At 68.7% G+C, this 14,903-nt stretch carries 13 protein-coding genes and 1 tRNA gene; 4 read left to right on the top strand and 10 right to left on the bottom strand.

Annotation, left to right across the window (positions count from 1 at the left end; genetic code table 11):
- Window positions 1–2 precede the first annotated feature (2 nt).
- On the top strand, window positions 3–248 hold the full coding sequence (locus tag AB0C30_RS50305) for a type II toxin-antitoxin system VapB family antitoxin (protein WP_357651335.1): 246 nt from the start codon (window positions 3–5) through the stop codon (window positions 246–248).
- The gene (locus tag AB0C30_RS50300; protein ID WP_357957843.1) at window positions 245–661 is read left to right on the top strand and encodes a PIN domain nuclease; all 417 of its coding nucleotides are present in this window, start codon (window positions 245–247) and stop codon (window positions 659–661) included. Before AB0C30_RS50305 ends, AB0C30_RS50300 begins: the two co-directional genes overlap by 4 nt.
- 10 nt (window positions 662–671) lie before the next feature.
- On the opposite strand, the gene AB0C30_RS50295 is transcribed toward AB0C30_RS50300, so the two are convergent.
- The 7 genes from AB0C30_RS50295 to AB0C30_RS50265 form a co-directional block, all read right to left on the bottom strand.
- Complete coding sequence (locus AB0C30_RS50295; protein WP_357957841.1) at window positions 672–1,847, bottom strand: VWA-like domain-containing protein; 1,176 nt, start codon at window positions 1,845–1,847, stop codon at window positions 672–674.
- 3 nt (window positions 1,848–1,850) lie between these two features.
- On the bottom strand, window positions 1,851–3,053 hold the full coding sequence (locus AB0C30_RS50290) for an AAA family ATPase (RefSeq protein ID WP_357957839.1): 1,203 nt from the start codon (window positions 3,051–3,053) through the stop codon (window positions 1,851–1,853).
- A gap of 11 nt (window positions 3,054–3,064) precedes the next feature.
- Window positions 3,065–4,771 carry an ankyrin repeat domain-containing protein gene (locus tag AB0C30_RS50285; protein ID WP_357957837.1) on the bottom strand — a complete coding sequence of 569 codons (1,707 nt, stop codon included), beginning with the start codon at window positions 4,769–4,771 and terminating at the stop codon, window positions 3,065–3,067.
- Window positions 4,768–6,426, bottom strand: a complete 1,659-nt coding sequence (locus AB0C30_RS50280; protein WP_357957835.1) for an ankyrin repeat domain-containing protein — start codon at window positions 6,424–6,426, stop codon at window positions 4,768–4,770. Before AB0C30_RS50280 ends, AB0C30_RS50285 begins: the two co-directional genes overlap by 4 nt.
- Before the next feature lie 110 nt (window positions 6,427–6,536).
- Entirely contained in the window at window positions 6,537–7,670 is a 1,134-nt protein-coding gene (locus tag AB0C30_RS50275) for a gala protein (RefSeq protein ID WP_357957833.1), read from the bottom strand.
- Complete coding sequence (locus tag AB0C30_RS50270; RefSeq protein WP_357957831.1) at window positions 7,670–9,154, bottom strand: SDR family NAD(P)-dependent oxidoreductase; 1,485 nt, start codon at window positions 9,152–9,154, stop codon at window positions 7,670–7,672. Before AB0C30_RS50270 ends, AB0C30_RS50275 begins: the two co-directional genes overlap by 1 nt.
- Window positions 9,155–9,180: 26 nt before the next feature.
- Window positions 9,181–9,252 (bottom strand) — tRNA-OTHER (locus AB0C30_RS50265).
- Window positions 9,253–9,371: 119 nt separating this feature from the next.
- On the opposite strand from AB0C30_RS50265, the gene AB0C30_RS50260 reads away from it, so the two are divergent.
- Window positions 9,372–11,033 (top strand): alpha-amylase family protein, encoded by a 1,662-nt coding sequence (locus AB0C30_RS50260; RefSeq protein ID WP_357957829.1) that lies wholly within the window; start codon window positions 9,372–9,374, stop codon window positions 11,031–11,033.
- A gap of 26 nt (window positions 11,034–11,059) precedes the next feature.
- Here AB0C30_RS50260 and AB0C30_RS50255 read toward each other — a convergent pair whose 3' ends face one another.
- The 3 genes from AB0C30_RS50255 to AB0C30_RS50245 are packed head-to-tail and all read right to left on the bottom strand — an operon-like array spanning window position 11,060 to window position 12,947.
- Complete coding sequence (locus tag AB0C30_RS50255) at window positions 11,060–11,608, bottom strand: hypothetical protein (protein WP_357957827.1); 549 nt, start codon at window positions 11,606–11,608, stop codon at window positions 11,060–11,062.
- On the bottom strand, window positions 11,557–12,444 hold the full coding sequence (locus AB0C30_RS50250) for an AAA family ATPase (RefSeq protein ID WP_357957825.1): 888 nt from the start codon (window positions 12,442–12,444) through the stop codon (window positions 11,557–11,559). Before AB0C30_RS50250 ends, AB0C30_RS50255 begins: the two co-directional genes overlap by 52 nt.
- Window positions 12,441–12,947, bottom strand: coding sequence for a hypothetical protein (locus tag AB0C30_RS50245; RefSeq protein ID WP_357957823.1), 507 nt, complete (start codon window positions 12,945–12,947; stop codon window positions 12,441–12,443). Before AB0C30_RS50245 ends, AB0C30_RS50250 begins: the two co-directional genes overlap by 4 nt.
- Before the next feature lie 205 nt (window positions 12,948–13,152).
- Between AB0C30_RS50245 and AB0C30_RS50240 the strand changes: the two genes are divergently transcribed.
- On the top strand, window positions 13,153–14,895 hold the full coding sequence (locus AB0C30_RS50240) for a 5'-nucleotidase C-terminal domain-containing protein (RefSeq protein ID WP_357957821.1): 1,743 nt from the start codon (window positions 13,153–13,155) through the stop codon (window positions 14,893–14,895).
- Window positions 14,896–14,903: the final 8 nt, after the last annotated feature.

Genomic DNA, 14,903 nt, shown 5'->3' with positions numbered 1-14,903 from the left:
TCATGTCCCGAACTGTCATTGACCTCGATGACGAGATGGTGGCCGAGGCCATGCGCATCTACGGCTCAAAGACCAAAGCGAAGGCTGTGCGCATGGCCATGGAGGATGCCGTCAAGCGCCATCTCCGTCAGGAGCTCGCGAACGCGATCAAGAGCGGGGAGCTCGACCTCAGCGAGATCGTGGAGAACACCGGTCCCCGCAATGCCGACGGCACCCTTCAGCGCTCCACGCAACAAGGTGCTGCGTGACCGATTACCTCGCTGACAAATCGGCGCTCGCGCGCTGGGGCCATCCCTCCGTCGGCCGGGTTCTGGACGATTTCAGTGACCGGGGCGTCCTGGCCACCTGCGCGGCGGTGGAATGGGAGATGGTCTACAGCGCTCGCAACAAGCCGGACATGGCCCGTATCCGCTTCCTGCTGCGCGGCTTCAACTTTCTCTCCTGCGGCGACGAGGTGTTCGAGCGCGTGCTCGAGGTTCAGGGCGTCGCGTTGGAGCGTGGTTTTCACCGTGCCCTGTCCATGGCGGATCTCCTTATTGCCGCCACTGCCGAACGTCACCGGGCGACCGTGCTCCACTACGACGGTGACTTCGATATGGTCGCATCGATCACCGGACAGCCCACCCAGTGGGTCGTGCCCACAGGGACAGCGGACCGCTAATCTGGCCGGTTTATCCCGCAGGAATGTGGATTGCTTCGACCCAGGTGGGCGGGGGCGGCGGGTCCGTGCCGATGAGCGCGGCGATGAGGCGGGCCGACGACGGCGCGTCGGGCCAGGGAGTGAAGCCGTCGGTCAGCACGATCACGACGCCGACCCGTTCGGGCAGGGCGAGGGCCGCGCTGATGCCGACCCGCATGTCGGTGCCGCCCCCACCGGCGAGATTCACCTGCTGCGCGGACGTCACTCGAGCAGCGGTCTGTACGTCGGCGTCGCAGGCGAGCACCGTGACCCGATTACCGCCGACGCCGACCTCCCGCAGTACACCGGTGACCTCGGCGAGGGCCGCCGCGAGCTCGTCCTCGCCCATGGACCCCGAGGTGTCGATGACGATCGCGACGACCGGCAGCGGGCGGCGCAGGCTCGGCAGCACGACGCCGCGCAGTGCGGCGGTGCGGCGGGACGGGCGATGGTAGGTGTAGTCGACCGCCCCGGCGGCCCAGGCGACCGCCTCCCGTACGGCGCCCGCGAGCACCCGGCGCCAGTCGACCGTCGGTTCCAGGATCTGCTCCGCCCAGCGTTGCCAGCCGGCCGGAAGGCTGCCGCGGTTGCGCTGGTGGGCGCGCATCGCTTCGGCGGTATGCCGCCGCAGAGCCTCGGACTCGACCGTGTTGACGCCGCCCGGCCCGCCGTCACCGGTGAGCTCCCAATCGCCCGGTGAGCCGTGGGCGCCGGAGCCGCAGTCGGAGCAGACAGCGGACGGCGGCAACTGCGGGAGATACTCCTCGAACAGCCGTCCGGCCGTCAGCCCGAAGGTGCCGGGTTCCACCCGGCCTTCCGGCAGTGTCAGCCCATCGGCGAGCAGGTCATCGTTGATCTCGCAGTCCTGGGCGACGTTCACGCGCAACCGGTCGCGCTGGTCGGTGGCCGGCAGCCGGTCCGCACGGCCGTGGTGGTCGCGCAGCACGTGAGAAACCTCATGGATCCATACGCCCGCGAGCTCGGGAACGGACGTCGCCGCGACGAACGCCGGTGACACGTAGCACCGCCAGTGCCGATCGACGGCCATCGTCGGCACACCGCTGGTCGGCACGACCGTCAGCGAGTAGAGCGCGGAGGCGAGGTACGGCCGGTCGCTCGCGGCACGATAGCGCGCGGCGAGCAACTTGACCCGGTCGAATTCGGCCACGGGTCAGGAGGCGCTCGGCAGCGCGCCGGACAGCTGGAGCAGATCGAGGAACGCGTCGATGCCGCTCGGCACCGGCCAGTCGGTGTCGCGCATCGCCGCGAGATCCCCGGCGGCCCGGGCCGCGACGTCCGGTACGCCGGCGTCGACGGCCTTGGCCAGCACCGCCCAGCCGGCCTCCCAGCGTCGCCGCGTGAGGTCGCTCTGCACCGCTGAGACGATGGCCGTCAGGAAGGCGAGCTGCCGGTCGCCCCTCTCCGGTAGTGCGAAGGCGGCCGGATTGGCCAGAACGCGGTCCGGGTCGGGCAGGTCGAGCTGTTCGAGGTAGGCCAGCAGCTCCAGACCCGTGCCGTCGCCCACCGCGCCGATCACCGCGGCCGCGACCGCCTTCTGGTCGGCGTCGGCGGCGTACCCGACCGACAGCAGGCGCAGCACCATCTCCCAGGTACGAGGCGACGGCCAGGCGCGGCCCCGGCTCTCCGCGTCGCCGGGCAGATGGTGGGCCAGGCCGGGCCGTGCGGTCAGGAACCCCGAGATCACCCCACGGGCGCGGGCGACCGCGCTGGGCACCCGGGCCGGGTCAATGAGCGGCAGGGGCACGGCCGGCCAGGTTCCGGCCATGCCTCGTGCGACCGTTCGCGGATCGTGCGTCCACTGCAGGTGGACGAACCGGTTCGCCAGTGGCGGGCTGAGGTGCCAGCCGTCCGCGGCGCTGGACGGCGGGTTGGCGGCGGCGACCACACGGACCGGCTCCGGGAGCGACAGGCTGCCGACCCGGCGTTCGAGGACGACCCGCAGCAGCGCCGCCTGGACGGCAGGGGGAGCGGACGACAGCTCGTCGAAGAACACGACGCCGCGCCCGGCCGCGGCCAGCCGCACCGCCCAGTCCGGTGGGGCCATCGGCACCCCGGTGGTGGCCGGATCATCACCGATGATCGGCAGGCCGGCGAAGTCGGAGGGCTCGTGCACGCTCGCGATCACCGTCTCCAGCGGGACGCCGAGCCCGGCGGCCAACTGCTGGAGGCCGGCGGACTTGCCGATCCCCGGCTCGCCCCACAACAGCACGGGGAGGTTCGCCGACACCGCGAGCGCCAGCGCCTCCAGCTGCGGGTTCGCGGCCGGCTCCGTCCGCTGGGAGCCGAGCCGGCGGACCAGTTCGTCGGCCGCGGCCAGCGGATCCGGTGTGAGGTTCTCATCGGTGACGGTCAATGTTCCTCGTTCTAACGGTCCCGGTCCAGCAGGGCCAGGAGGAAGTCCAGGTCGGTGCGCTCGTGGAAGCGGATGAGCTGGGAGAGCGAGTGGCCCGTGTCGTCGGCGACGTCGGGGTTCGCTCCGGCGGCCAGTAGCGCCCGGACCAGCGCGACGGAGCCGTTGTCTCCGACCGCCACGTGCAGCGCTGTGCGCCGGTTGTGGTCCTCGGCCTCGAGGTCGACCCCGGCCGCCAGCAGGCGCGGCAGCAGGACCTCGTGGTCCAGGTGGATCAGCGCGTGCAGGAGCGTGCGGCGCCGACCGTCACGGAAGCGTGGGTCGACCCCGGCGTCGAGAAGCCTGAGCACTCCCGGCGTGTCACCGTGCTGGGCGCGCGTGTACAACTCCCGCTGCTGCTCCCGCAAGGCCTTCGGCAGCCGACCCTCGCCGGAGGACACTGCCTGCGCCACGGCGAAACAGCCGGCGACCGCGCCGCCGAACGCCCGCATCGCCTGCTCTCGCCGCTGCTCGTCCGCGCTGTGCGGCACCCGCAGCGCGCCGTCCTGGAAGCACACCTCGTGCCACTCACCGCGGCAGCGCACCCGAACCGGGGACGGGAGCCGCGGATCCGGCGGTCCGACCGGATCGGCGGAGTCCTCACGCAGCGGGAAGAGCGCGTCCCGGACCAGCGGATGCAGCCGGTCCGGATCCGCGTCGCCAAGCCGGAGTGCGTCGAGGTCCGGCAGCCGCCGCCAGCACGCCTCGGGCAGCACCGGAGCGCCGGAGATCTCCTCGGGGTCGATGACCCGGATCCGCAGTCCGTCGACCTGCCTGCTGTCTTCGAGCAGCAGGGCGCTGAAGGAATGCGGAATCTGGAAGCGACGCCCGAAGCCCTCGCGGATGAGCAGCCGGATCTCCGGCTCGATCCTGGTCAGCGCCAGCGGGAGTCTCTCCAGGACAGACAGCGGATCGATCAAGCCCCAGCGGTGCTTGAGTGGTGACGGATCCAGCGCGATCCCCGCCGCGGCGAACGCCGCCTCGACCTCCCCTCGCTCATGCAGCAGGGTCACCCATTCGGCGCGGGCCGGCGGGTCGGCGCGGCCGGGGTCGGCCGTGGGCAGCTCCCCGGCGGCGCGCCGGGTCCCGTCCGCGTTGAAGAATGGCGGCCGGTCTCCACCACCATGGCGTTCCAGCAGCGCGCCGGTGTGCCGTACATCCCACAGGTGCCGCAGCATGGTCCAGTCGTGGACGCGCCGATGACCGCCCGAGCTGAAGACATGGTCGATCCGGCCGAAGCACAGGCGTAGCCGCTGCGGCCCGTCCACCATCGTCGGGGTGGTGACGTGCAGATAATGCGTGGCCTTGTCCGCACCCAGGTAACCGCCCAATGTCACCGTCTGGCCGGTGCGGATCGTCGTACGTCCGTCCAGGACGCGCGGCAGATGCCAGCGCAGCAGGTCCGGTGCGAAATGGCGGAGGTCGTCCTCGACAGCGACCGCGACGGCGCCGCCATGCTCCCGGGCGATGTCGGCCAGGTCGAACGCGACGTTGACGTTCGCGGCGGCGCAGGCGCCGCGCCAGTCTCCGTCGAGACGTCGCTCGGTGGCCCGCTCGATCATCCACCGGGGAACGGCGTACCGCAGGATCCGCCGTCGGCTCGACGCCTCGTCCGGTGGGTACGACGGCGTGCGGCGGGGCGCAGCCGTGGGGACGGGGACTGGCGTGCTGACGGCGTTCACGCTTCCTCAGCGATTTCCGGATACTCGCGTTCGATCCGATCCTTGATGAAGCCCAGGTCATAGCGATCGAGCATGACGATCAGGCTGTAGAGCGAGACGGGCTCGTCTTGGATCGCGCCGGTCAGGTCTATCCGCGCCCCCGCGGCGAGCAGCGCGTGGACGAGCGCTACCGAACCGTCCCCGCAGATCGCAGAGAACAGCGGCGTGCGCTGGTCCTCATCTCTGGCGTCGATGTCCAGGCCCGCCGCCAGGAGCCGCCCGAGCAGACCATCATGGTCGAGGTGCTGCAGCATGTGGAGCAGGGTGCGCTGTCGGCCATCACGGACGCGTGGATCCACGCCGGCGTCCAGCAGTCGTAGGACTCCCGGGAGGTCGCCGTGCTGGGCCCGCGCGAAAATGTCCCTTCGCTGGTCGCGCAGGGCCTTGGGCAGCCGTCCGGTTCCGGACGTCCACGCGTGCCGTGCTGCGAAGCATCCGGCGATCGCGCCCCCGAACGCCCGCATGGCGTCCTCCCGCTGCTGCTCCTCTGCGCTGTGTGGGATGTGCAGGACGCCGTCACGGAAGGACGCCTCGTGCCACTCGCCGCGGCAGCGGATCCGGGTCGGCTTCGGGAGCTCCGGGTCGGCCGCAGGAACGCCGTGCACCGCGCGGCTCGGGAACAGGGCCTCGTGTACGAGCGGATGGAGCCGCTCCGGCGGATAGCCGTCCCGCAGCAGGTCAAGGTCGGGCAGGCGGCGCCAGCACGCTTCGGGGAGCACCATGTCCGCGGGCTCCGTGCCTGCCTCGAATTCGACGAGTCGGACGCGCAGCCCCGCATCCGATCCGTCGGTCTCGAACAGGATCGCCGCGTACTGCCGGTAGGGAAGCCAGAAACGGTCGGTTCCCACTGAGGCCGCGAGGCGACGGATCTCCGCCTCCACCCGGCTCAAGGCGAGGGGCATCCGCGCGAGAACGTCGAGCGGATCAACGCGATTCACCCCGTAATAGGGATCGAGCTCGAGCGGCGCGGCATCCAGATCGATGCCGGCGGCTGCGAACGCCGCTTCGACCTCACCACGTTCGTGCAGCAGCGTGACCCACTCGGTGAGCGACGCCGGGTCGGCGTGGCCAGGGTCGGCCGTGGGAAGCTCTTGCGCCCCGCGCGGTGTGCCGTCGCCGTGGAAGAACGGAGCCCGAGCCTTGTCGCCACCGCAGCGTTCACGCAGGTCGTCGGTATGGCGTACATCCCACAGGTGACGCGACGAGCTCCAGTCCTGGACGATGTCGCGCCAGAACGCGCAGTACGCCCAGTCGGTCTCCAGATAGGTGTCCTGCTGGTGAACCGGCCCGACATGCAGGCGTAGCCGCTGCGGACCGTGGACCATCCAGCGGGGCGTCTGGAGGTACAGGTACGGGGCGTCTGAGGCCCCACCCGGCCTTCCCAGGACCATCACCTGGTCGGGCACGATCGTCGTACGCCCGCGGTCCAGGCGGGGCAGGTGCCAGCGCAGCAGGTCCGGGGCGAAGTTGCGCAGGTCGTCCTCGAGCGCCGTGGCGACGGCGTCACCGTGCTCATTCGCGATGTCGGCCAGGTCGAAGGTGACATCGATGTTGGCGACGGCGCAGGCGCCACGCCAGTCGCCGGCGAGCCGTCGTTCGGTCGCCTGATCGATCATCCACGGGGGGACCGCGTACCGCCTTATCCGCCGCAACCGGGACGCCTCGTGCGGCGGATACGAACGGGACGGCGTACGAGGTGGCAGACCGGCCGGTGGGGGCGCCGCGCTCACCGGTAGAGGCTCCCGATCGCGTGCAGGTCCGGATGGGTCCGGGCGGCGGGACGGAGCCGTGGCGCCAGCGCACGCTTCACCTGGCGGGGCACGCCGGGGCCGAACCCGACGTATTCCAGACGGGTGTCGTCGGGAACGGCGGCCAGCAGAGCCTTGGCGCCCCGGCCGGTGATCCCGGTCCGGCGCAGCTCCAGCCGGCGCAGTGGGCTGCCGGGCAGAGCCGCGGCCAGCGCGGCCGCGCCCGTGTCGCCGGTGACGTTCGCGGGCGCGCCGAGGCTCCGCTCCGATGGCGGACGTCCCAGATCGAGTGCCTCGATGCCGCTGAGCGCGTCGGCCAGCGCGCGTGCGCCGTCCGGCCCGATGCCGTTGCCACCGAGGCCCAGGCGCACCGGCCGGGCGGGGTCGGCCGCCACGGCGAGCGTGGCCGCACCGGCGTCGCCGAGATGGTTCGCCGGAAGGTAGAGCTCGCGTACCCCGGCGTCCCGGATCAGCGCGGCCAGCAGGTCACCGGACTCCGAGCCCAGCCCGTTGCCGCCCAGAAACAGCCGTTCGACCGGATTCGGCCGCTCGGTGAGCACGGCCAGCAGCGCCCGCAGGCCCTCCTGCGTGAGCCCGGTGTTGACCAGGTCGAGCGTGCGGATCGTGGTGTTCTGGCGCAGCATCGCGGCGAGGGCGAGGACTCCGTCGTCGCCCACCGGGTTCCGCTTGAGCCACAGGGCGCGCACGGTGGTGTCCGTGGTCAGCCGACCGGCGAGCGCCTCGGCGCCCGCCGCGTCGATGCGGTTGCAGCCGAGGTAGAGAGTCTCCAGGCCGTGGCCGGGAACGAGCGCGTCGGCGATGGTCCGGGCGCCATCGTTGCCGATGGCGTTGGTGCCCAGCAGCAGATGCACGGCGTGCGGCGAGGCCACCGCGGCCGGGAGCAGCCGCGCCGCACCAGCCGGGCCGAGGCCCTGCTTGCACAGATCGACCCGGCCATCGGGCCGTACGGTGCCGAGCGGGAAGGTCTCGTCGGCCGCCACCCGGGTCGGTGCGGCCAGCCGGGCGACCAGCGGACCCAGGTCCGTCAGATCGGCCGGCGGCACGTCAACGTGCTCGATCGCGGGGCAGCGTACGGGCGTCGGCTCCATCATCACCAATCCACCGGTCGGTAGTCCTTCAAGAACAGGCCGGACATCCGGTTCCCGCCCACACCGCGCACGATCGGGTCGTAGACCCGGGCGGCGCCGTCGATGACGTCCAGCGGCGGGCGGAACCCTGCCTCCCGCTGCGCGGTCTTGTCCGGATGAGGGCGTTCGTCGGTGACCCAGCCAGTGTCGACGCTGTTCATGTAGATGCCCGAGGCCGCATAGTCCGCGGCGGCGGTGCGGGTCAGCATGTTCAGGGCGGCCTTGGCCATGTTGGTGTGCGGATGGCGGACGGTCTTCTGCTCCCGGGAAAAGCTGCCCTCCATCGCCGAGACCTGCACGACGTACCGGTCCGGCCACGGCGAGGCCTCGAGCAGACCGCGCAGCCGGGACGTCAGCAAGAACGGCGCGAAGGAGTTCACCAACTGGACCTCCAGCCACTCGGCCGGGTCCACCTCGTGCAGCCGGAGACTCCAGCTGTTGCGATCGCGCAGGTCCAGCGGCTGACCGGTCTCGTCCGTCCGCCCGGCGGGGAACAGCGCCTCCAGGGCGTCCCGTCGCGTGACAGCTTGCCCGGAGCCCGATGGAGTCGCGACCGCCGGCGCGAGTTCCGGCCGCGCGGCAACGGCGGGCGCGACCGTTCCCGATATGTCCGCCACGTCGATCCGCGCGGCCAGGCCGCTCAGCGGGGCGCGCTCCGCCGCGCGCACCTCGCGGTGGTACGCGCCGGGTCGGCGGATCGTCTGGGCCGCGTTGTTGACGAGGATGTCGAGATGACTGAACCGCCGCTGAACGGACTCCAGCAGACCCGCGACGGCCGCCAGGTCGAGCAGGTCGACACCGTGGACGTGTACCCGGTCCAGCCAGGCTTCGGCGTCGGGCACGGCCGCGAACCGACGGGCGGCATCCCGCGGAAAGCGGGTGGTGACCAGGACGTCCGCGCCGTCGCGCAGCAGCTTCAGCGTCAGCTGGAAACCGATCTTCACCCGGCCGCCGGTCACGATCGCCCGGCGGCCACGCAGGTCGCAGTGGGCGTGCCGACGGGCCAGATTCTCCTCGGCGCAGTCCGGGCACAGCAGGTGGTATTCCGGATGCACCTGCTGGTAGGCGGACTTGCAGACGTAACAGCGTCGCGTGCCCACCAGCGGGCGCCGTGTCGGCGCGTCACCCGGCGGATCCTGGGGGCCCGTCGGGGCTGCCGGCGGGACGAGCGCGGGGGATGGATCCTGCTCTCGATAGCGCGTCGTGGCCGCCGTGGCCTCGTGGTCGCGTCGCCTGCGCTCGGCGTGCCGCGACGCCTTTCGGGTCTTCTTCCCCGCCCGGTACAGGTGCGCCGCGGCCTCGTGCACGGCCGCCCATTGAGGATCGGCCGGATCCGCCGCGCGTGCCTGGGCCATCACCCGCAGGCAGGTCTCGACCTCAGCGGGGTTGGGGAGGGTTCCTGATTCGGGCGGCGGTGTCCCGGTCCAGTCAGGATCGACGACCGACACCCACACCCCCACTCCGCGATTTGGGGCAAGGCTGGTCGGATTCGAACCGACGTCCTCCAACCTGCTGTAAGGCGCGACGACCTCTGCGCTACAACCTTGCCGCTGGAGATCTTAGCGACATTCAATGGCCACTACGGGCGTATGGGACCTGTCCGGCTTATGTGGATGAGAGTCGCGTTCCGGAATGTGTGCGCCGCCGCTGGGTAGCGGTCGCGTCATGCGACTGACCTACACGTCTGACCTGTGGTGGAAGAATGCCGTTGTCTATTGTCTCGACGTCGAGACGTTCAAGGACGGCAACGACGACGGGGTCGGCGACTTCCGGGGGCTCACGCAGGAGATCGACTACCTGGCGGGGCTCGGGGTCACCTGTCTGTGGCTGATGCCGTTCTTCCCCACCCCCAACAGGGACGACGGCTACGACATCACCGACTTCTACGCCATCGACCCGAGGCTCGGGACGCTGGGCGACTTCGTGGAGTTCATGCGCACCGCCAAGGACCGCGGCCTGCGGGTGATCGCGGACCTGGTCGTGAACCACACCTCCGACCAGCATCCCTGGTTCATCGAGTCGCGCTCCAGCAAGAAGTCGCCGAAGCGCGACTGGTACGTCTGGTCGGACAAGCCGGAACCCGACGATCCCAAGCAGGTGGTCTTCCCCGACAAGGAGGACAGCATCTGGCAGCTCGACACCTCCACCGGCCAGTACTACCTGCACAGCTTCTACCGCCACCAGCCCGACCTGAACGTCAGCAACCCCGAGGTCCGCGATGAGATCGCCCGGATCCTGGGTTTCTGGATGGAGCTCGGGCTGTCGGGGTTCAGGGTCGACGCGGTGCCGTTCCTCATCGAGAACGTCCAGCCCCAGCTTGCCGACCCGCACGAGTTCCTGGCGGACCTGCGCGCCTTCATGACCCGCCGCGAGGGCGCCTCGGTGCTGCTCGGCGAGGTCAACCTGCCCTACAAGGGCCTGCTCCCGTACTTCGGCGACGGACTCGGCGACCAGCTCACCATGTGCTTCGACTTCATCGGCATGCAGCGCGCGTGGCTGGCACTGGCGCGCGGCGAGGCCGAGCCGCTCGCCGACGCGCTCAGCTCTCGCCCCAAACCGCCCAAGGACTGCCAGTGGGCGATGTTCCTCCGCAACCACGACGAGCTGACGCTGGACAAGCTCACGGACAAGGAACGCCAGGAGATCTTCCAGGCGTTCGGCCCCGAGGAGGACATGCAGATCTACGGCCGTGGCCTGCGCCGACGCCTGCCGACCATGATGGGCGGGGACATGCGCCGCATCAAGATGGCCTACAGCCTGCTCTTCTCCCTCCCCGGCACCCCCGTCATGTTCTACGGCGAAGAGATCGGCATGGGCGAGAACCTCAAGGCGGAGGGCCGCATGGCCGTACGGACGCCGATGCAGTGGTCACCGGACGGCGGCTTCACCCGCGGCACCCCCGAACGCGAGATGCCGGAGGCCGCCTTCGCGCCCGCTCGCATCAACGTGGCCGACCAGAAGCGGGACAACGACTCGTTGCTGCGCTGGTTCCAGCTGCTCATCGAGCGCTACCGGGAGTGCCCCGAGCTGGCCTGGGGCGACTGCACGGTGCTGGAGACGGCCGATCCGGCGATCCTGGCGCACCGCTCCGACGCCGACGGCGCCACGGTGGTGGCGATCCACAACCTCGGCGAAACCGCCCAGGACGTGGAGCTGAAGCTGGTCGGCCTGGAGACGCACACGCTCACGGACCTCCTGGTGGACGGGACCCTGGAGGTCTCGGAGGAGGGCGTGGCCCGGCTGACGATGGACCCGCACGGCTGCCGCTGGCTGCGCGCCTCACCGAAGGAGATCCCCGCCGAGGACGCCTCGGTCAAGTCTCACTGAAGACGCTGTGGCCGCAGCAGCCGGTTTCAGGCGACCATGCTGAAGTCCACGGTTATCTCATCCAGCTCGGGAATCATCATCTTCGTCCCGGATTGCTGACCGGCCCATGTTTTTGGCTGGGCGGTGACGAAGCCGAGCGCCTGCTGAACTTGGGATCGCCAAGAATGCGAGGTCCCTGAGATGTAGTAGACATATACATGGGAACGCAAGGAGCCGCCCTTGCTCTTGACGTATCGGTCGTAAAGAAGGAGTGCTTCGTCCAATTCTATGGACGCGCCCTCGGCCCACCGCTGATCGTACGTGATCGTCGTCCGCCCCGCTGTCATGTGCAGCTGGTAGCGCGTCCAATCAATGTGCAGCGCGAGCTGGCACCAGATGGACCCGTAGTCGTCTTCCCCGCATATTGTTACTTTTTCTATCCATTGATTCTGGATGCCTCTGCACACTTTCTCGATGGTCGAAGAGGGGGTGTACGTACGGCGAAGCGCAGTTCGGACCTGCGAGATCACGGCATCCATCCGTGTCAGGGTGAAGGTGGTGGTTTCCGTTCTTGATCTTGTGTAGGTGTAGGCCACGAGCTGCTCCATAGATGGTTGACATAGCTACTGGCGGCACGGATGACACGCCCGGTGGCGATTACTCTGGGTAGCGTGACATTCCCGGGTATCTTCGGCTGGAGCCCATGAGCAAGCCGCTCCAGGGCCTCGCGTGGACCAATGGCGGCGATGTGCTCCCAGAGCAGGTCATCGGCTAGATCGTTACGTATGGCGGAAAAGAAGGCTATGGGCATGTCGGGAAACTCGTCGAGCAACTGCGCGCAGTCGGCCCGAAGCTCGGGGAACATACTCGCGACTACTTCGGATTTCTCGATCCGGGTCGGCGCCCATGGAAACGGGCGCATACGTCCCGGCCGGATCAGCGGGCCGTACAGCTTGGTGAAGTCATTGCCGGTGATGATGATCGGCACGCGCTTGACTCTTTGACCGTCCACGTGCTGCGGAAAATCTGCCAAGTGCATGAGCTCGCCAAATATGTTCTGTCTGTTGACCGTGTACTGCACCATGTCGCCCCAGTTGCCGATGGCGGCGTCGATGTCATTGAAAATCAACGCCACCGGCCGGAGGCCCCGGCTGCTGCTCGCCCGCATTCTTGCGCACGCCAAATACTTTTCGCGTACCAGCCTGGCCGGCTCGCCGGCCTCCACGCTCTCCAGTTCGCCACCCGAGACGAGGCTGGTTTCGATTCCCAAACGTTCCATGAGTTTTTCGCACTGATATGTCTTGCCTTCCCCGGAGGGGCCGTGGATGCCGAGAATCAGGGGCGCCGAAGGCTCGGGCTCGGGCATCAGATTCTTGTACAGGTGCAGAGTCACTTCGCGGTGAAATCTGGACGGTATTCTTGCGTCGGTCATGCATTATCCGTCTCGGACTGCCCGCTGCGGCGCCTATGTACGCGTTGCTTCATCGCCTCCAGCTCGGTGCGCCATAGATCTGAATGCAGATCATCTTTGGCGACCTGCTCATACTGGACGGCAGTAGCCGGATTCAACGGCAGGCCGAGAGCCGCTCTTCGTTGATTGACGATATCGTTCAACCGGGCGAGGCGATCGGTGAGGATCTGCTCTTGGAGTTCGGGGGTGTTCTTCTTGGCCACCTGCCGGGCGAGTTTGACGCCGCCAAGCGGGCCGACGGTGAGATCGGGGTCGCGTTTGATGATCTCTGCTATTTCGGTCATCACCTTTCGGACGACCTCATCAAGTTGCTCGGTGCTCAGCGCTGCACGTTCTCGGGCGATAGAGGCGGCGGCGGCTTCGATCTCCTGCTTTCTTGCGGCATCCCGCTTGCCTCGGATGAGGTCGACCAGGAGAGATTGAACGACGCCTTGAGCTACTGCGATCACGAACTCAACGATCATGATTTCCCCGCAGGGTGAAGGATGGAGTCGCTTCTAGAAACCGAGTGTCTACGAACTGGGCATCCGTGGTCAATGGGCATGGAGCGCCACTTTGCCACTGCCTTCATTGGGGAGAATGTGGCATTTATCCAGTAAGTACGATTTTATGGGACGAAGCCTAGGGTCCGTGATCCATGGGTTATGCGCCGCAATTACTGTCAACGCCATGCACACCATGAAGCTTGGGGCCGTCGCGCTGACCGCGCTGGCCCTGATGGGCGTACCCGCGAACGCGACCGGTGACAAGACCATCACCGTCACCGTGATGGGCACCTCCGACATCCACGGCAACGTCCTCAACTGGGACTACTACAAGGACGCGGCCTACGCCGACAGCGCCGGCAACAACGTCGGCCTGGCCAAGGTGTCGACGCTGGTCAACAAGGTGCGAGCGGAGCGTGGCGCCGGTCGGACGCTGCTGTTCGACTCGGGTGACACCATCCAGGGCACCCCGCTGGCGTACTACTACGCCAAGGTCGAGCCGATCACCAGGAACGGCCCGGTCCACCCGATGGCCAAGGCCATGAACGCCATCGGCTACGACGCCGTCACCCTGGGGAACCACGAGTTCAACTACGGCCTGCCCCTGCTGGCCACCTGGATCCACCAGATGAAGGCTCCGGTGCTCGGCGCGAACGCCGTCAGCGCGAAGACCGGCCGGCCCGCCTACCTGCCGTTCGTGATCAAGACCATGAACGTCAAGGGCGACAAGCCGGTCAAGGTGGGTGTGCTCGGCCTGACCAACCCGGGTGTCGCGATCTGGGACAAGGCGAACGTCGAGGGCAAACTCCGCTTCACCGACCTGGTGGCGTCGGCCAAGAAGTGGGTGCCGATCATCCGTGGCCTGGGCGCCGACGTGGTCGTGGTGACCGCGCACGCGGGCGACAACGGCATGTCGTCGTACGGCGGCGACCTGCCCGTGGAGAACGCCTCCGCCATGGTCGCGGAGCAGGTGCCGGGCATCGACGCGGTGCTGTTCGGGCACGCGCACAACGACGTGGCCCAGCGGTTCGTCACGAACCAGACCACCGGCCGGCAGGTCCTGCTCACCGAGCCGAGCAAGTGGGGCCAGCGCCTCAGCGTGATCGACTTCCAGCTCGCCAAACAGCGCGGCAGATGGACGGTCACCGGCAAGTCCTCGGCCACGCTCAACACGAACACGGCCGCCGAGGACCCCAAGATCACCGCCCTGCTCAAGCCGCAGCACGACGCCACGGTCGGCTACGTCAACAAGGTCGTGGCCAAGTCGTCGGAGCAGCTCTCGGCCGCCGAGTCGCCCTACAAGGACACCCCGATCCTCGACTACATCCAGCAGGTCCAGGTCGAGACCGTCAAGCAGGCCCTGCCGGACAACCAGCTCCCGGTCCTGTCGATCGCCGCGCCGTTCAGCCGGACCGCCGTCTTCCCCGCCGGCGACATCCGGGTGCGTGATGTGGCCGGGCTGTACGTGTACGACAACACGCTGCTGGCCGTGAAGCTGACGGGCGCCCAGATCAAGGACTACCTGGAGTACTCCGCCAAGTACTTCAACCAGCTGGCTCCCGGCGACCCCGTGGACGTCGCCAAGCTCACGAACGCCGGCAACACGCCGGACTACAACTACGACCAGCTGTCGGGCGTGTCGTACGACATCGACATCGCCAAGCCGGTGGGTCAGCGGATCGCGAACCTCACTTACGAGGGCGCGCCGGTGCCGGCGGACAAGGAGTTCGTGGTCGCGATCAACAACTACCGGCAGTCGGGCGGCGGCGGGTTCCCGCACGTCGCGGGCGCGCCGGTCCTGTACAACGCCCAGGTGGAGATCCGCCAGGCGCTGATCGACTACGCGACGGCCAAGGGCACGATCAACCCGGCCGACTTCGCCGCCGCCAACTGGCGCCTGACGCGTGACGGCGCGCCGGTCTTCTGACGCACGGC

Origin of the sequence: Nonomuraea sp. NPDC048901 (genome assembly GCF_040649695.1) — a bacterium.
Classification (GTDB): domain Bacteria; phylum Actinomycetota; class Actinomycetes; order Streptosporangiales; family Streptosporangiaceae; genus Nonomuraea.
Note: the sequence above shows the minus strand (reverse complement) of the source record. Positions and strands in the feature narration are given on the sequence as shown.

Coding starts and splice junctions, on each gene's coding strand:
- AB0C30_RS50250 (WP_357957825.1), bottom strand. CDS start 12,444: ATGACCGACGCAAGAATACCGTCCAGATTTCACCGCGAAGTGACTCTG.
- AB0C30_RS50240 (WP_357957821.1), top strand. CDS start 13,153: ATGCACACCATGAAGCTTGGGGCCGTCGCGCTGACCGCGCTGGCCCTG.
- AB0C30_RS50280 (WP_357957835.1), bottom strand. CDS start 6,426: ATGATCGATCAGGCGACCGAACGACGGCTCGCCGGCGACTGGCGTGGC.
- AB0C30_RS50275 (WP_357957833.1), bottom strand. CDS start 7,670: ATGATGGAGCCGACGCCCGTACGCTGCCCCGCGATCGAGCACGTTGAC.
- AB0C30_RS50245 (WP_357957823.1), bottom strand. CDS start 12,947: ATGATCGTTGAGTTCGTGATCGCAGTAGCTCAAGGCGTCGTTCAATCT.
- AB0C30_RS50260 (WP_357957829.1), top strand. CDS start 9,372: ATGCGACTGACCTACACGTCTGACCTGTGGTGGAAGAATGCCGTTGTC.
- AB0C30_RS50305 (WP_357651335.1), top strand. CDS start 3: ATGTCCCGAACTGTCATTGACCTCGATGACGAGATGGTGGCCGAGGCC.